General features: G+C 44.9%; 16 protein-coding genes. 5 read left to right on the forward strand and 11 right to left on the reverse strand.

All coding sequences use genetic code 11. The features are described from left to right. Positions 1-365 precede the first annotated feature (365 nt). Positions 366-947, forward strand: coding sequence for a ferritin-like domain-containing protein (locus tag J3U75_RS03430; RefSeq protein WP_100140297.1), 582 nt, complete (start codon positions 366-368; stop codon positions 945-947). Positions 948-1,241: 294 nt separating this feature from the next. Continuing rightward, entirely contained in the window at positions 1,242-2,312 is a 1,071-nt protein-coding gene (locus J3U75_RS03435; RefSeq protein WP_267390535.1) for a zinc-dependent alcohol dehydrogenase family protein, read from the forward strand. Between the two features lie 225 nt (positions 2,313-2,537). On the opposite strand, the gene purF is transcribed toward J3U75_RS03435, so the two are convergent. The 6 genes from purF to J3U75_RS03465 all read right to left on the reverse strand — a co-directional run bounded on the left by purF (position 2,538) and on the right by J3U75_RS03465 (position 8,062). Next, positions 2,538-4,073 (reverse strand): amidophosphoribosyltransferase, encoded by a 1,536-nt coding sequence (purF, locus tag J3U75_RS03440; protein WP_100140299.1) that lies wholly within the window; start codon positions 4,071-4,073, stop codon positions 2,538-2,540. An 82-nt stretch (positions 4,074-4,155) separates the two neighbouring features. Then, entirely contained in the window at positions 4,156-4,653 is a 498-nt protein-coding gene (locus J3U75_RS03445; RefSeq protein WP_267390537.1) for a CvpA family protein, read from the reverse strand. A gap of 15 nt (positions 4,654-4,668) precedes the next feature. Next, positions 4,669-5,862, reverse strand: a complete 1,194-nt coding sequence (locus J3U75_RS03450) for an SPOR domain-containing protein (protein ID WP_267390538.1) — start codon at positions 5,860-5,862, stop codon at positions 4,669-4,671. A gap of 42 nt (positions 5,863-5,904) precedes the next feature. Further along, the gene (folC, locus tag J3U75_RS03455) at positions 5,905-7,209 is read right to left on the reverse strand and encodes a bifunctional tetrahydrofolate synthase/dihydrofolate synthase (RefSeq protein WP_267390539.1); all 1,305 of its coding nucleotides are present in this window, start codon (positions 7,207-7,209) and stop codon (positions 5,905-5,907) included. 4 nt (positions 7,210-7,213) lie between these two features. Continuing rightward, a complete protein-coding gene (locus J3U75_RS03460; RefSeq protein WP_267390540.1) occupies positions 7,214-7,696 on the reverse strand; it encodes a protein YgfX in 483 nt (160 codons plus the stop codon). Between the two features lie 12 nt (positions 7,697-7,708). Further along, the gene (locus J3U75_RS03465) at positions 7,709-8,062 is read right to left on the reverse strand and encodes a hypothetical protein (RefSeq protein ID WP_100140304.1); all 354 of its coding nucleotides are present in this window, start codon (positions 8,060-8,062) and stop codon (positions 7,709-7,711) included. Positions 8,063-8,185: 123 nt separating this feature from the next. On the opposite strand from J3U75_RS03465, the gene J3U75_RS03470 reads away from it, so the two are divergent. Both J3U75_RS03470 and rnhA read left to right on the forward strand, forming a co-directional pair. Next, the gene (locus J3U75_RS03470) at positions 8,186-9,592 is read left to right on the forward strand and encodes an FAD-binding oxidoreductase (protein ID WP_267390541.1); all 1,407 of its coding nucleotides are present in this window, start codon (positions 8,186-8,188) and stop codon (positions 9,590-9,592) included. A gap of 33 nt (positions 9,593-9,625) precedes the next feature. Next, positions 9,626-10,060 carry a ribonuclease HI gene (gene rnhA, locus J3U75_RS03475; protein WP_267390542.1) on the forward strand — a complete coding sequence of 145 codons (435 nt, stop codon included), beginning with the start codon at positions 9,626-9,628 and terminating at the stop codon, positions 10,058-10,060. A gap of 601 nt (positions 10,061-10,661) precedes the next feature. Here the strand turns inward: rnhA and groL are convergent. From groL to J3U75_RS03500, 5 genes are all read right to left on the reverse strand, one after another. Continuing rightward, complete coding sequence (groL, locus tag J3U75_RS03480) at positions 10,662-12,308, reverse strand: chaperonin GroEL (RefSeq protein ID WP_100140308.1); 1,647 nt, start codon at positions 12,306-12,308, stop codon at positions 10,662-10,664. A 67-nt stretch (positions 12,309-12,375) separates the two neighbouring features. Then, a complete protein-coding gene (groES, locus tag J3U75_RS03485; protein WP_100140309.1) occupies positions 12,376-12,663 on the reverse strand; it encodes a co-chaperone GroES in 288 nt (95 codons plus the stop codon). A 493-nt stretch (positions 12,664-13,156) separates the two neighbouring features. After that, positions 13,157-13,753 carry a sigma-70 family RNA polymerase sigma factor gene (locus J3U75_RS03490; RefSeq protein WP_100140310.1) on the reverse strand — a complete coding sequence of 199 codons (597 nt, stop codon included), beginning with the start codon at positions 13,751-13,753 and terminating at the stop codon, positions 13,157-13,159. Between the two features lie 77 nt (positions 13,754-13,830). Continuing rightward, the gene (gene tilS / locus J3U75_RS03495; protein ID WP_267390546.1) at positions 13,831-15,156 is read right to left on the reverse strand and encodes a tRNA lysidine(34) synthetase TilS; all 1,326 of its coding nucleotides are present in this window, start codon (positions 15,154-15,156) and stop codon (positions 13,831-13,833) included. Further along, positions 15,134-16,093, reverse strand: a complete 960-nt coding sequence (locus J3U75_RS03500) for an acetyl-CoA carboxylase carboxyltransferase subunit alpha (protein ID WP_100140312.1) — start codon at positions 16,091-16,093, stop codon at positions 15,134-15,136. Before J3U75_RS03500 ends, tilS begins: the two co-directional genes overlap by 23 nt. Positions 16,094-16,498: 405 nt before the next feature. Here J3U75_RS03500 and rpsP point away from each other — a divergent pair, with 405 nt between their 5' ends. Then, on the forward strand, positions 16,499-16,747 hold the full coding sequence (rpsP, locus tag J3U75_RS03505; protein WP_100140313.1) for a 30S ribosomal protein S16: 249 nt from the start codon (positions 16,499-16,501) through the stop codon (positions 16,745-16,747). The last annotated feature ends 8 nt before the right edge of the window (positions 16,748-16,755 follow it).

Below are 16,755 nucleotides of genomic sequence, written 5' to 3' on the forward strand. Positions count from 1 at the left end.
CATAAAAGTACAATAATTTATATTCTGTACTGATCAAGCTATTCTGCTGTAATTAAATTACAGTAAGCTTTTGCTATTTTTTTCTACATAAGAAAATGCATAACAATATGTTAATACAATAAATTTATTTTTTTATTAGATATTGATTGAGAATATTATTATGCAGAATGATTTATACAATTTTCACTTTATTTATTAGTTATTTAAAATAAATCCAAATAAATATACGTTATGCAATCAGATTCATCTAACTATTACGTATATTAAAAATAGTTGCATAGACAACCACTTATGTAATCAGCTACCTTACAAAAGGAACACTAAGTACCAGAAACAAATTAATTAATATCAGCAAGGAGATAAAAATGAATAAACGCAAACCACTCAAACGCGATGTAAAATTCAGTACTACTGAAGAATTACGAACCAATGCTCGTAAAAATTATCAGGATGGAGCCGTAACCTCCACCTATGAGCTGGATGTAGATAGAGTAATTGAACTACTAAATATAGCGTTGGCTTCTGAATGGGTGTGTGTACTGCGCTATTTACGCCATTACTATATGGCCAGCGGCCTGTTTATGGATGCAGTAAAAGAAGAATTCATGGAACACGCTGAACAAGAACAAAAACACGCTGCCATGCTGGCTGAACGCATTACCCAGCTGGGTGGAGAGCCAGATTTGAATCCAGATGTTTTTATCCAGCGCTCACCCACCGAATATGTTGAAGGCGAAACCCTGCGCGAAATGGTGGAATCAGACTTGATTGCAGAACGTATTGTAATCGATTTATACCGCCAAACCATCATGTATGTTGGCGACTATGACACCACCACCAAACGTCTGCTCGAACACATTCTGGCTGAAGAAGAAGACCATGCCGATGAATTGTCCGACATGATGGAAGGTCTGGATGGTAAACCACTTTCAGCCAAAATTATTTAAATGCTTGCATAAAACATCCGTGCTCGGGCACGGATTTTTTGTGTCTATATGGCAACTACTTCACTTGTATGCTGCCCTACAAATATTCAAAGCAGAAACTGTATACCTTTTCATAAAATATAGATCACCCAAGCCTCTATAGCCGTTATTTGAGGCAGATTAATAATATGCCATACATAAACTTTCAGATGGCTAATAAATTGTGGTATAGAAATCATAGGAATACAATTTGTTATTACATGATTCATCCATACTAAAGGATGATTTTTTCAATGGTTTTATGGAGGATGCAGCATGAAAGCAATGGTCTACTACGGTGCCGGCGATATCCGCTTTGAAGAACGAGATAAACCGAAAATTATCGACCCCACCGATGCCGTTATCCGCTTAACCAAAACCACTATTTGCGGTACGGATTTGGGTATCTGGAAAGGCAAAAATCCTGAAATCGAACAAAAAGCAACTCAAAAAGAAGGAGCATTTAACGGCCGGATTTTGGGACATGAGGGTATTGGCATTGTTGAAGAAACCGGTAGCGCAGTGAAGCATTTCAAAAAGGGAGATAAAGTAATTATTTCCTGTGTTAGCCGCTGTGGAATTTGTGAAAACTGTCAGAAACAATTGTATGCACATTGTCAGAGCGGTGGCGGCTGGATTATGGGTTATATGATTGACGGTACACAGGCTGAATATGTACGCACTCCTTTTGCTGATAATTCACTATATCGATTACCACCGGATTTGAACGAAGATGTCGCCGTACTACTGTCAGACGCTCTCCCCACTGCCCATGAAATCGGGGTACAGTACGGCGATGTCAAACCCGGCGATACAGTGGCCATTGTTGGTGCCGGTCCAGTCGGTATGAGCTGTCTGTTAACGGCACAGCTATATACGCCAAGCCAAATTATCATGATTGATATGGACGATAACCGTTTACACATGGCTAAAGAACTGGGTGCTACACAGACTATCAATTCTGCCCGTGAAGATGCCGTTGCACGTGTACTCGAATATACTGGTGGACGAGGTGTAGATTGTGCCATGGAAGCAGTAGGACTTGGAGCCACATGGGATATCTGCCAGCGCATCGTAAAAGAAGGCGGTCATCTAGCCAATGTTGGGGTTCACGGACAGTCCGTTAATTTTGAGCTGGAAAAACTATGGATTAAAAACCTCACCATCACCACTGGTCTGGTTAACGCCAATACCACCGGCATGCTGCTGAAAACCTGCTGTTCAGGCAAACTACCGATGCAAAAACTGGCTACCCATCATTTCCAATTCAATGAACTGGAAAAAGCTTATGAAGTATTCAAGCATGCCGCAGATGAGAAAGCCATGAAAGTCATCATTAACTACTGATCGGCCAGCTAAACAACCACTCTAGTAAAATTTTATCGAAAAAGCAGCCATATGGCTGCTTTTCACTATCACATACATCACAGACAAATAACATAAATATTATTTTACGTATCGTGTCACTTAATGCAGCTATCACCACATTTTGCTAAGTACTACCGGCAAATACTTAAACGAGTCTAAATAGCAACACAAATACATACTGAGGAAAAGTACGCTAATGCTGAGCTATTCTTCGTCATCCTCATCTTCCTGTACACTAACACTGTGTTCAATCACACCAGGCACCACAAAAGAAGTGGCCAGAGTATTTTTACGCGTAGATAGCTGCTGCAGATAAGATTCATCCACATCTCCAGTAATATATCGACCATCAAAACACGAGCTGTCAAAACCCTCAATGTGCGGATTCAATTTCAAAACCACCGCTTGCAAATCAGCCAGATCCTGAAATACCACGCCATCGGCGCCAATCTCAGCTGCCACCTGCTCAGCATTGCGCCGGTAAGAAATTAGCTCTTCTCTCGTCGGCATATCGATACCATAGACATTGGGATACAGCACCGCTGGTGCAGCAGAAGCAAAGTACACACGAGTAGCGCCAGCTTCCCGCACCATATCTACAATTTCGCGGCTTGTGGTACCGCGTACAATCGAATCATCAACCAGCAAAACTCGTTTACCACTGAATTCATAATTCATCGGATTGAGTTTCTGCCGTACCGATTTTTTTCGTACCGACTGTCCGGGCATAATAAATGTCCGCCCAATATAACGGTTTTTAAATAAGCCTTCGCGATAAGGTTTATTTAGATGTTGAGCCAGCTCCATCGCACTAGGGCGGCTAGTGTCCGGTACCGGCATCACCACATCGATATCTTGCAAGTTCAGCGTACGTTTTACTTTTTCTGCTAGGGTGACACCCATATTTAATCGGGCCTGATATACCGATACTCCGTCAATCACCGAATCAGGACGGGCAAAATAAACATATTCAAACAGGCACGGCATCAGATGAGGTGTCTGCGCACACTGCTGCGAAAACAGTTGCCCTTCATTGCTGATGAAAATCGCCTCCCCGGGAGCCACATCCCGCAGCAGCTCAAAATCCAAACTAGGAAACACCACTGATTCCGAAGCCACCACATAATCAGTTTTTCCATCCTGCTCCCGCTGCCCTAAACACAACGGACGGATGCCGAACGGATCACGGAAAGCCAGCAAACCATAGCCTGCAATCAAAGCTACCACCCCATAGGCACCATGCACACGTTTGTGCAGTGCAGCCACTGCAGCAAATATGTCTGAAAGAGCCAAAGTAGTGCGATTACCCACCTGATTTTCAAGCTCCCGCGCCAACACATTCAACAATACTTCCGAATCCGAGCGCGTATTCACATGGCGCAGATCAGTAAAGCAGACATTCTTAAACAGCTCTTCTGTGTTGGTCAGATTACCATTGTGTGCCAGCACAATACCAAACGGTGAATTGACATAAAAAGGCTGCGCTTCGGCACTACAATTGGCATTACCGGCCGTCGGATAGCGTACATGAGCAATGCCAACATTACCTACCAATTCACGCATGTTGCGGGTACGGAATACATCACGCACCATACCTCGGCCTTTATGCATATGAAACATCGTACCTTCCGCTGTCACAATCCCAGCCGCATCCTGACCGCGATGCTGCAACATCTGTAAACCATCGTATAAAAGCTGATTCACCGGCTCATGCGCAACAATACCCAAAACACCACACATTATTCTCTCCATTTAAGACAAATAAATACGCGCGTTTTGTAATTAAAAACGCGCGTTGTATTTAGTCAGATAATTCATACGTTTATACCGATGGCGAATTCAGCTTCTCAGCCACAAAAGACGGCAGGTACGGCACCGCAAGCATAGCCAATTGCTCAAACATACCTGCTGTAGCCGAATCACGCCATGCTGGCGTTTTGGGTAAATCAGTAAAAGCACACAGCAATACCACCAGTGTAACAATAATCACGCCTTTCACCGCCCCAAAACAGGCACCGAAAATCCGGTTGACACCACCTAGACCAATTGATTGCAAAGCGGAAGTAATCAGCGCACGAAATAGTCGCTGCACTATCCACATCACCCCAAACACCAGTACAAAAGACAAAGCAACAGCCAGCGCACGGGGCTGCATCGTAGGAAAAGCCATATCCGCTACCGGCGCGGCCAACATCTTGGCACCGAGAAAGGCTACCAGCCAGCATAATAAAGCGGCTATCTCGCCCACCAGACCGCGCATCATCGCTACCAGTGTGGTCAGCAAAATCACGCCCAGAGCCAGAAAATCAAACAGTGTCATGCCCGTATCAATATCCTATAAACCGATTACCAAACCATCCAGCCCAACAGCATGTACTTTATCCAGATTCTGCATTGCCTGACTGCGGCTATTGTAAACACGGCTGCGTACCCGATACAGCGTACCCTTACTGGTCTGGCTAGTCGTAATACTCACTGGCACACCGGCCACTGCCAAACGCTGCTGAACCAGATTGGCCTGCGCTTCAGTGGTATAGGCACCAATCTGAATCACTGTACGCTCCACCGCATCCTTGCTGTTGTTCGTGGCGGCGACAGGCGCTTTATTATTACGGCTCTGCTCTGTCGTACTCTTTCTGCTCACAGCTGCAGCAGCTTTATTTTCCAATATCTGTTGCGGCGTCAGTCTGCCCGTAGTATTGCTGTTCTTGCCACTTGCTGCATTACTATTTTGTTTAGGCATAGCAGCCGGTTTGACCGGAGCAGGATTTTTCACTGGTGTTTTGGCTACTGTCGAGGTTTTCTTTTCGCTTTCAACAACTGTTTTTGTTGAAGACACAGTGGTATTACCTACAGTTTGTTGTTTTCTGTTTTCCGCAGCAGCTGGCGCTTTACTGGCTGGTTTCTCAACAGTTTCCGTTGGAGTGCGAGGTTTGGTTACAGTTGTCACCCTCACTGGCGGATTTTTCTCGGCAGCTTCTACTGGTCTAGTAGCTGCCGGTTTTATTCTAGGCGAAGCAACAGCTTCTTCATGATGCAACCGTTTTTGTTCCACAGGCTGTGATTTATGTTCAGTAAGGGTTTTGGCTGGTTGCACAACCGGCTTAACTGTAGTTTTCTCTGCCTCTACTTTCTGAGGCGCCGGACGTACGGGTTTCACTTGCGGCACAACTGGCACTACCGTTGCAGCCGTTTTAGAAACATGGTTTTCAGCTGGCGGTACAGATGCTGCCGATGAAACTGGTATGCTAGCAACCTCAGAGGCAGGCACCGTTACCGGCAAAGCAGGTGCACTGGCTGCTGGTTCCAGCACCACCGCAGAAGCAGATTGTGTATCCATAGCCGCACTAGCCGGTTTGGCTGCAGAAGCTGCTTTGATATCCAGCTGTGGAGCTGGTACTGGCTGAGGAGTACGACGGCTCAGCATAACAAGCAGCAGAATAGCAGCAATCACCACCATAATCAGTGCACCGACCAAACGGCGCCGATTTCGCCGTTTCAGCTGTTCGTAATTTTCCTGAGCATTCATGCGTTATCCACTCCTCTGTCGTGCTCGTTTCGATTTTAAAATTTACAACGATGACAAATCCATTATTTCTGCTACGGTATGAAACGAACCAAATACCACAATTCTATCATTCTCACCCGCTTGTGATAAAGCTGCACGATAAGCCTCTGCTACTGAAGCATAAGTTGTTATCGCCGAAATATGCTGGCGAGCAAATTTCTCTTCCAGCGCTGCTGTTGTCAGACCTCGCGGTAAATGCAGCGGCGCAATATACCAGCTATCAAACTGGTCTTTCACAATTTCCAGTACCCCTTCAATATCCTTATCAGCGAGCATACTAAAAACAGCCAGACGTTTCTCTGCATACGGTAAAGTAATCAGGCTGTTGCGCAACGCCCGTGCCGCATGAGGATTATGCCCCACATCCAATATCGTCAGTGGCCGACCGGGTAATACCTGAAACCTGCCCGGATGATGTACTCGCAGCAAACCACGTTTAATCGCACCGATATCCAGCGGCAGACGATCTGACAAGCATTCCAATACTGTCAACGCACAGGCCGCATTACTCAGTTGAAAGTTCCCTCGCAAAGCCGGTATTGGCAGAGCATGGCGGGCATGTTCTCCAACAGACAATTGACTGTTTTGGGGATGAAAACGGTATGACCATTGCTGCATTTCCAGCTTATGATAATCAAAATCCCGTCCAAGCAGCAGTAAATCTGCACCCACTGCCTCAGCATGTGCCGCTAAACTTTCCGGTACCGGCAGCTGAGCACAAATCACTGGCCGGCCACCACGCATAATACCGGCTTTTTCAAACGCCACTTTTTCTATCGTATTGCCAAGATAGGCTTCATGATCCAGATCGATACTGGTAATCACCGCCACATCCGCATCAAATACATTTACTGCATCCAGCCGGCCACCCAGTCCCACTTCCAGCACCATAATATCTACCTTCTGCTGGTCAAAGACTTCCACTGCAGCCAGTGTATTGAATTCAAAGTAAGTTAGTACAGTATTACCACGTTCAGCCTCTATACGTTCAAACGCCTGAACTATCAGCTCATCCGCAACCGGCTGCCCATTGATAGCGATTCGCTCATTAAAACGCAGCAAGTGTGGGCTGGTAAGTGTACCCACACGATAGCCAGCTTCGCGATAAATCTGCGTTAGATAGGCACAGACAGAACCTTTGCCATTTGTCCCACCCACAATAACCACTGGACAATGCGGTTGTAGTCCCATGCGTTCCCGCACCGTACCTACACGAGTCAGTCCCATATCAATCTGCCCGCCCGTCACACCCTGTTCCAGATGCTGTAGCCAGCGTTTTAATTCAGTTGCATGAAATTTTTCTGTCATTATTCTAATTATTCATCCTGAGCCGCAGCCAATGGATGACCTTATACAAAATTGATTGCGGCTCAGCAACCTGAGCCGTATGCGGCTGACACCAACGAGCCCATACCTGCAACCGCCGCCATGACGGCGCATCTGTCATATCTGGCAACAATAATTGATACACGCTCCCTTTGGCGGTCTGCCATCGCAAAGCCATCAGTCTGGCTCTGATAACACTGTCAGTAGACAAGACAGCAGGAATTGCCCCTTTTCTGGATGTCAGTATCAGACTGGCCTGCTCCTGACCATTGATTTCAATTCGTTTTATTCTGGTATGAAGCAAACCATAACCCGCCCACAAAACGGATAGTACCCAGACCAGCAAAAACAACGCCCGCTGCCAGCCTGTGCTATACAGCACAACAGCAGTGAGTGCCAGCCCATGCATAATCAGAGCCAAAAACTGAGCTCTCAAAGACGGGCGCACACGCACAACACAGGCTTGCATCAGTCAGCGCCCCTATTCGTCACCATATACGGGCGATATCTCCAACTGTGCATCTACCAGATCCAGAACCATATCATGTACTTCAACAGTGAAAAAATTCCAGAACTGGTCAATATCCAGCGCCGGCCACAATTTTCGGTCTACTTCCCAAGCAGAAAGCTCAGCCTCAAAAATCAATTTAAATCGTTCACCTAAATAACCGATTATTTGCTCAGGCGTTTCAAATTCCGGTACCAGCAGCGTCGTACAATTACTTTGCAATTGCGCCAACGTCAATTCCGGCAAATCTTCACTGGTCTGGTGCAGCCAATCCAGAAACGCCTGAGCTGGTTTCAGCACCACCGCACTGCGATCAACAAAATACATACCTTTTCCTTACTTAAATTACCAATTCACGATATTGTAACATTGTCTAACAGCGTAGATTTCACCAAACAACCTCAGTATTTGCCGTACAATCTTCTTATTCTTCTCTTAAGGTGAACTGCCATGACAACCACCAGCCATCTAGCGCATCTGTCTCAGCTACTCAGTGCCAGAGAAATCATTACCGATTCCAGCCTTATTGAGCCTTACTGTACAGACCAGCGCGGCCGTTATCATGGACAGGTATTTGCCGTATTACAACCGCATTCAGTATCCGCTGTACAGAGCATTCTGCGTTACTGCCAGCAGCAACAAATACCGATTACGCCTCAGGGAGGCAATACCGGATTGTGCGGAGCAGCCACCCCTCATAGCTGCACTGCCGGTAAAGGTATCATCCTTTCACTCAGCAAACTCAACCGCGTCCGCAAGCTGAGTCTGGCCGATAACACCATTACCGTAGAAGCCGGCATGATACTGGCAGATGTACAGGCCGCAGCCAAACAGGCCAACCGTTATTTTCCCCTCAGCCTCGCCAGCGAAGGCTCCTGCCAGATAGGTGGTAATATCGCCTGCAATGCTGGTGGACTAAATGTTGTGCGTTACGGCACCATGCGCGATCTGGTACTTGGATTAGAATACGTACTGCCCGACGGTCAACTGGTGAGTCACCTCAATCCACTGCATAAAAATACCAGCGGCTACGAAATGAGCCAGCAAATCATCGGCAGCGAAGGCACACTGGCCATCATTACCGCCGCCACTCTTAAACTCTTTGCACCACCGCAAAGCATACTCACCGCATGGGTCGGATTAGATAACATACAGGCAGCCACCAGCCTACTCTCTGCCCTTAAAAACCATTTCTCCGAACGCTTGTCCAGCTTTGAATTAATCAGTCAGGCTGCCCTGAATCTGTCAGCCAGATACAGCCAGCTGCAAGAACCAGTCAATGCTAAATGGCATATTCTGTTTGAGCTTACCGATAGCTTGCCCACTCAAGATCTGACCGAGCCATTAATCAACGTACTCGAACAAGGCAACTGGCTCAATGCCATCATTGCCGATTCAGAAACCAAACGTCAGCACCTGTGGACATTGCGCGAAAACATATCTGCAGCTCAGCGCAGTCTGGGCGCCAGTATCAAACACGATATCGTAGTACCAATAGAAAGAGTAGCCGATTTTATCGAAAGCTGCCAGCAGAGCCTCTTCACAGCCTTTCCACAAACCAAAACCATTCTCTTCGGACATCTGGGCGACGGCAGCCTGCATTACAACGTTTTCATTGCCGACATCCGCAGCAACGACGTATACCACTATGAAAAAGAAATTAACCAAGTGGTCTACGAACAAGTTTTACAACATCAAGGTAGCATCGCTGCCGAGCACGGCATCGGCCAACTGAAAAACCAATGGCTATCACAAGTACGAACATCAGCAGAAATCAACTGGATGTGGGCGCAGAAACACTATTTTGACCCAAAAAACATTCTCAATCCCGGCAAGGTTCTGCCACCCCAGCCATGATATAGTAAACCTTTTGCCAGACAGCCTAGAAACATGAGCGAAGTAATCCTATATACCGATGGCGCCTGCAAAGGTAATCCCGGCTTAGGTGGCTGGGGTGCATACCTGCAATCCGGTAGCCATAGCAAAGAACTTTTTGGCGGCGAAGCCAACACCACCAACAACCGTATGGAACTAACCGCTGTCATACAAGGACTGGCAGCCCTAAAGCGTCCCTGCATTGTTCATATCTATACTGATTCCCAGTACGTTAAAAAAGGCATGCAGGAATGGATACACAACTGGAAAGCACGCGGCTGGAAAACCGCCTCAAAACAACCAGTAAAAAACGCCGAGTTATGGCAGCTACTGGATGTCGAAGTACACAAACATCAGGTGCACTGGCACTGGGTCAAAGGCCATGCTGGCCATCCAGGAAATGAAAAAGCCGATGAATTGGCTAATCGCGGCGTGGATCTGGTGAAATAATGACAATACAACTTCTTATACGCATATATAATTAATATAATTATTCATAAGAACAATAAATTATCAATTAATTTAAACAATATTTATTCATCATGATAAAATTTCTAAAATTTAGATGATTCATCTCCAAATGATAAATTTCAAACAATATTGAGACAAAATCAAACCGCAAATTTTACGATATCCGTTTATATATCTTTAAATTTAAAGTATAGAAATCATCAACTAAAAGTAATTTTTATGAGGAAAAAGTAAGCAAGCGTTCGATATTATTTTTATTATCATAATTTCAAAAACAGTTTATTAATAAAACGAACTCATTTTCTATATATATATATCCACAGTTACCACACAATCAGCTCGATTAATACAAAGTTGTAAATATATACCCTACAACGCAACTACCTAAAGTAATGCGACGATGCTAAATTTTTTGTAGCATCTTTTTAAAATTGCCAGATATCGCCCATAGAAACCAATTGTTAAATAACTAAATTTTTGAACAAACAATTTATTAAAATTTGTCTTCTTATACAAAAGAAAAGCCGGATATTTTAATATCCGGCTTTTTCATTTACTAAGCTGAGTGCCTAAGGCTGCATTACATCATGCCGCCCATGCCACCCATACCGCCCATGCCACCCATATCTGGAGCTGCAGGTTTGTCTTCCGGTAATTCGGTGATCATGCAATCAGTAGTCAGCATCAGGCCAGCAATGGAAGCAGCATGCTGCAAGGCAGTGCGGGTTACTTTAGCAGGATCCAACACACCCATTTCCAGCATATCGCCGTATTCACCGGTACCAGCGTTGTAACCATAGTTACCAGAACCATTCAATACATTGTTCACCACAACGCTTGGTTCATCACCAGCATTGGCCACAATCTGACGCAACGGCGCTTCAACTGCTTTCAGCACGATTTTCACACCAGCTTCCTGATCAGCATTGGCACCTTTCAGGTCTTTAATGGCTGCACGGGCGCGTAGTAGAGCTACACCACCACCGGCTACCACACCTTCTTCCACAGCAGCACGAGTAGCATGCAGAGCATCATCTACGCGGTCTTTTTTCTCTTTCATTTCTACTTCTGTGGCAGCGCCTACTTTAATTACAGCCACACCGCCGGCCAGTTTAGCCACACGTTCCTGTAATTTTTCTTTATCGTAGTCGCTGGTTGCAGTTTCAATCTGTTTGCGGATTTCAGCAACACGGGCTTCAACAGCAGCCTTGTCACCCAAACCATCAATCACAGTGGTGTTTTCTTTACCCACTTCTACACGTTTAGCCTGACCCAAATCTTCCAGAGTGGCTTTTTCCAAAGACAGACCCACTTCTTCAGCAATCACGGTACCACCGGTCAGGATAGCAATATCCTGCAACATGGCTTTGCGGCGGTCACCGAAGCCCGGCGCTTTAACAGCAACGGTTTTCAGAATACCACGGATGTTGTTCACCACCAGCGTAGCCAGAGCTTCACCTTCAACATCTTCAGCAATAATCAGCAATGGACGGCTGGTTTTAGCAACCTGCTCCAGTACCGGCAGCAAATCACGGATGTTAGAGATTTTTTTATCAAACAACAGAATGTATGGGCTATCCAGACCGGCAATCTGTTTTTCTACATCAGTTACGAAGTAAGGAGACAAGTAGCCACGGTCAAACTGCATACCTTTAACCACTTCAACTTCATTTTCCAGAGATTTACCGTCTTCAACAGTAATCACACCTTCTTTGCCTACTTCATTCATAGCTTTAGCAATGATTTCACCAATGGATTCATCAGCGTTAGCAGAAATAGATGCAACTTGAGAAATCTCTTTAGATTTTTCCGGTACAGGTTTGGAAATGGTTTTCAGCTCAGCAATTACTGCTTCAACCGCTTTATCAATGCCGCGTTTCAGATCCATCGGATTCATGCCGGCAGTCACGTATTTCATACCTTCAGTGACAATCGCCTGTGCTAACACAGTAGCAGTAGTGGTACCGTCACCGGCCACATCATTGGTTTTAGAAGCCACTTCCTTAACCAGCTGCGCACCCATGTTTTCGAATTTGTCTTTCAGTTCCACTTCTTTTGCAACAGACACACCATCTTTGGTGATATGCGGGCCGCCAAAAGCACGGTCCAGCAATACATTGCGGCCTTTAGGGCCAAGAGTTACTTTTACTGCTTCAGCCAGAACATTGACACCAGCAACCATTTTCTGACGAGCTTCGTCAGAGAATTTCACATCTTTTGCTGCCATTTGAAACTCCTAATCTTTAATAATCAATTACGCAAATACAAATAAAATAGAATTTCTGGATAAACAATTATTCAACAATACCGAAAATGTCTTCTTCGCGCATTACCAGCAATTCTTCACCGTCAACTTTAACAGTTTGACCGCTGTATTTACCGAAAATCACTTTATCGCCAACTTTCACATCCACTTTCAGACGGTCGCCGTTTTTCAGCAGTTTGCCGTTACCAACTGCAATCACTTCACCCATATCAGGTTTTTCAGCAGCAGAACCTGGCAATACAATACCAGAAGCTGTTTTTTCTTCAGCTTCCAAACGTTTTACCACAACACGGTCATTCAAAGGACGAATAGTCATATTATCTTCTCCACATCTTTGGTGCGTAAAGCACCTCAAAGTTGGTTAATACAAACCCGCATATATAGCGGGACGTAAAATTCATTTCGATAAATAAAGTAAGGCTAGGCGGCCACAATTCAAGAGTGAATAGAGTAATTATTTTCCTAATTCTTACAAATACTTAGTAAAATTGACAGAATATTCCTGCACTTACCAGAGTCAGGCACCCCACTGCAGACAAAATATTACCGGCCGGAATATCATAAGATATTCAGAAAATATTTCTGGCGCCACAAGCTTAAAGTTAATATTGCAGACTTGACCCATACGCGCATGCAAGAATTAAAAAAGCTTCCTCTATCAAATAGCAACCAGATTTTCTGGTAAATAATCTGCATGCTGTTTCTATACATTATTAACTCAAGCATACCCAGCAGAATTTTCCAGCCTATTGAGATGGGAACTGTAAACAAATTACTTCACACTTTGCCACAAATGTTCTGAGTCCTTATCAATCATGTTCAAATCTGCTTTCAACTTCAGCAGATAATAGTTCCCGCGCCCTTGCAATTCGTGAGCGTACAGTACCAATCGGACAGCCCATTATCTGAGCAATTTCTTCATATGACAAATCATTGATTTCGAAAAGAATAATCGGTTGACGCAAATTAGGTGGCAACTGATCAATTGCTTCGCCCAGCACATCAATCAACTCGCGGTTTAATAATTGTTTTTCAGGTGTCTGATAGTCGGACAAATGTTCGAGAACATCAACTTCTTCCCCATTCTCATCCACTATTTCAGTAATCATTTGCGGTTCGCGTCCATATACAGCAATCATAGACTTAGCCGTATTCATCCCAATACAGCATAACCAAGTATAAAACTGACTACTAGCCCGAAACTGAGGTAACGCTTTGTAGGCTTTGAGAAAGGTTTCCTGTACCACATCCAACGTAATCTGATCGTCATGAGTAAAACGACGCAGAAAATGCTTTAATCGACGCTGATATTTGCTCACCAGCAAACTGAAAATCTGCGCATCACCCTGCTGAGCCTTACGCACCAACACCTGTTCTTCCACCTGTGGGGTACGGTTTTCATGCATATAGTTATCCTCTAATTTTATTGTTATTGCATCAATCGACAGCTGAGTCTGCGTAGCTGAATTATTAATTTTCCAACTTATAGCCTAATAGGCAAATCCTTCATCAAAGGCATCCAGCCATCAGCAACACCTACGTTAGCGGCAACAGCCACATTAATCACAGCAATACAATGATTATCGGCATCACACAATACTGGCCAGACAGCACGCATAAAAGGAGGAATTTTCCGTTCCTGTAATAATTTTTTAACCTTTTTTCTACCTCCTTTTAAAACAATTGTATCCTGAACATCGACCTGACGAACTGTCCATTCGTCAGCAATTTCCACCAAACCAAAATTATGACATCTCCATTCTAAATAACCAGCCTTCATCAGTTGCATGCTACTTACCGGCAGCAAATCAAACCAAGGCCATTGAGCTGATGCATGCTTTTTATTTATCCACAACCTGAAATCATAATAGATTACACAAGCGTATGGTAAAGACCATTGTGCACCATTTTTGCTTTCCATCAACTGTCTTGCAAATTCTGTCAGTGAAGCTGAAGTAGACATGCCCAGACCATTTTTCTGAGCAAAAAGACGCAATTGCTGCCGGCGCCGTGCTGCGCTGAGTGTTTGCCACAACGAAATATCAAAACCCTGTTGCTGTGCATGCAACAGTGCCCAATCAGCTTCAGCCACCTCATCCAGCAACGCCAGCTCATCCTGCAAACGACTAACAGCAGCTTCAACTTGATTATCCATATATGGCAAATGGGCACGCCAGTATGGCAAACCATCCAGACGTAGCCAGTTGCGCAGATAGATGCAGTTGCGGTTACTGTCGTCTTCTATATGCTCAAGCTGCATCGCTTCAGCATAATTCTTCAGCTGCTCGCGCGAAAAAGGCAACAGTGGCCGCCATAGAATAGTGTGCTCTGTTAATGCCCGCACGTCCGGCATCGCAGCCAGAGAACGCAGACCGCCGCCACGTAGTGCGCCTAGAAAAAAAGTTTCAATCTGGTCATCACGATGATGTGCCAGCACCACCACTTCCGCTCCACTTTCTGCATAAGCCTGATAACGCGCCTTACGAGCCGCAGCTTCCACACCCTCTCCGCTGGCACTGACCGTTACCTTAACCAGCTTTAGTGGAACAGACCAAGTTGCGCAGACCTTCTGACAAAAAGCAGCCCACTCATCAGCATGGCTACTTAAGCCATGATGCACATGAATAGCAGACAATTGCAACGGCAGTACATTACGCAACTGAGTCAGTGCATGCAGCAATACCACAGAATCCAGACCACCACTAAGGCCAACAGTCAAAATACAACGGTCAGCCACAGAGGCTGACCATTGTTGTGCAATATTGTCACATAAACGGACACATAAATTATTTAGCGTTGAACTGACCATAATGCATCAGGCGGTCAAAGCGACGGGTAAGTAAACTCGACAACTGCTTGCCTTTGGCCTCTTCTAACTGGCTAGTCAGTACCGCTTTCACCCGTTGCATAATTTCCGGATAATTGCGATGCGCTCCACCCAAAGGCTCTTCAATCACCTTATCAATCAATTTCAGCTCTAGCAGGCGTTTGGCAGTAATGCCAAGTGCCTGTGCTGCTTCCGGTGCTTTTTCCGCAGTTTTCCACAGAATTGAAGCACAGCCCTCCGGTGAGATCACAGAATAGGTAGAAAATTGAAGCATATTTACATAATCGCCTACAGCTATAGCCAGCGCACCACCAGAGCCACCCTCGCCAATAATCGTACAAATTACCGGCACCTTTAGTCGTGCCAGCTCATATAGATTGCGTCCAATTGCTTCAGACTGGCCACGTTCTTCTGCACCAATACCCGGATAAGCACCAGGGGTATCGATAAATGTCAGCAAGGGGATCTTGAATTTTTCCGCCAGCTTCATTAACCGCAATGCCTTACGATAACCTTCCGGTTTAGGCATGCCGAAATTACGGCGAATTTTTTCCTTAGTATCACGGCCTTTCTGATGGCCGATTACCATAACACTTTCTCCATTGAAGCGCGCCAGACCGCCCACTATTGCTGCATCATCAGCAAAAGCACGGTCGCCGTGCAGCTCTTCAAAGTCAGTACACAGCGCCTCAATATAATCTAAAGTATAAGGACGCTGCGCATGACGTGATACCTGCGAAATCTGTACCGGCGACAGCTTGGCAAAAAGATTCTTGGTTAAATCATCGCTTTTCTTTTTTAGGCGCGCGATTTCTTCGGAAATATCCACAGCCGATTCATCCTGCACAAAGCGAAGCTCATCAATTTTCTGTACCAATTCGGCTATAGGTTGTTCAAAATCCAAAAAAATCTGTTTCATTGTTAAGATATCCGCAAAAACACGTGGCAGCTATGATACGCGAAGAAATGAAGCAATGCAGCCCTAAAAATTAAAAAGCTGTAAACACAGCCACAAAAATCAAACATAAATATATGATTTTATAAATTATTATCAAAAATACAAAACCATATATCAAGCTTTACCATCGGCCACAAACATCGCATTTAGAAAAAATTTAACCATAAACAGCAATAGCTTAATCAAATAATACCAATCAGAATGCCAAAAAAATAAATCTCCTGCAATACACAAATCCACAACAGTATATCTACAACAAATATACATTAACAGCTTGCCAAGACTGGGTTTTACCTACTAAAATTAGCGATTTTCTGTTGTCTTGGCAGAATAAAATTACTTCGATTTTTCACTAAGGAATAAACTATGGTAGTTATCCGTTTGGCCCGCGGTGGTTCTAAACACCGTCCTTTCTATAACATCGTCGTAGCTGACTCTCACAACCGTCGTGATGGCCGCTTCATCGAGCGCGTTGGTTTTTACAACCCTGTTGCCAATGAAAAACAGGAACGTGTACGTCTAAGCACAGACCGTCTGAACCACTGGATTGGTCAAGGCGCGCAGCTGAGCGAAGCTGTAGCCAAACTGGTTAAAGAACAGAAGGCTGCGGCCTAATTCAGCAG

The organism is Snodgrassella sp. B3088, from assembly GCF_026535815.1.
In the GTDB taxonomy this organism is placed as follows: Bacteria; Pseudomonadota; Gammaproteobacteria; order Burkholderiales; family Neisseriaceae; genus Snodgrassella; species Snodgrassella alvi_E.

Bases quoted from the DNA above. Each gene is read 5' to 3' on its own strand.
- tilS (WP_267390546.1), bottom strand. From the start codon at position 15,156: ATGGTCAGTTCAACGCTAAATAATTTATGTGTCCGTTTATGTGACAAT.
- J3U75_RS03500 (WP_100140312.1), bottom strand. From the start codon at position 16,093: ATGAAACAGATTTTTTTGGATTTTGAACAACCTATAGCCGAATTGGTA.
- rnhA (WP_267390542.1), top strand. From the start codon at position 9,626: ATGAGCGAAGTAATCCTATATACCGATGGCGCCTGCAAAGGTAATCCC.
- J3U75_RS03490 (WP_100140310.1), bottom strand. From the start codon at position 13,753: ATGCATGAAAACCGTACCCCACAGGTGGAAGAACAGGTGTTGGTGCGT.
- J3U75_RS03430 (WP_100140297.1), top strand. From the start codon at position 366: ATGAATAAACGCAAACCACTCAAACGCGATGTAAAATTCAGTACTACT.
- purF (WP_100140299.1), bottom strand. From the start codon at position 4,073: ATGTGTGGTGTTTTGGGTATTGTTGCGCATGAGCCGGTGAATCAGCTT.
- J3U75_RS03445 (WP_267390537.1), bottom strand. From the start codon at position 4,653: ATGACACTGTTTGATTTTCTGGCTCTGGGCGTGATTTTGCTGACCACA.
- J3U75_RS03435 (WP_267390535.1), top strand. From the start codon at position 1,242: ATGAAAGCAATGGTCTACTACGGTGCCGGCGATATCCGCTTTGAAGAA.
- groES (WP_100140309.1), bottom strand. From the start codon at position 12,663: ATGACTATTCGTCCTTTGAATGACCGTGTTGTGGTAAAACGTTTGGAA.
- J3U75_RS03470 (WP_267390541.1), top strand. From the start codon at position 8,186: ATGACAACCACCAGCCATCTAGCGCATCTGTCTCAGCTACTCAGTGCC.
- J3U75_RS03460 (WP_267390540.1), bottom strand. From the start codon at position 7,696: ATGCAAGCCTGTGTTGTGCGTGTGCGCCCGTCTTTGAGAGCTCAGTTT.
- folC (WP_267390539.1), bottom strand. From the start codon at position 7,209: ATGACAGAAAAATTTCATGCAACTGAATTAAAACGCTGGCTACAGCAT.
- rpsP (WP_100140313.1), top strand. From the start codon at position 16,499: ATGGTAGTTATCCGTTTGGCCCGCGGTGGTTCTAAACACCGTCCTTTC.
- J3U75_RS03450 (WP_267390538.1), bottom strand. From the start codon at position 5,862: ATGAATGCTCAGGAAAATTACGAACAGCTGAAACGGCGAAATCGGCGC.
- groL (WP_100140308.1), bottom strand. From the start codon at position 12,308: ATGGCAGCAAAAGATGTGAAATTCTCTGACGAAGCTCGTCAGAAAATG.
- J3U75_RS03465 (WP_100140304.1), bottom strand. From the start codon at position 8,062: ATGTATTTTGTTGATCGCAGTGCGGTGGTGCTGAAACCAGCTCAGGCG.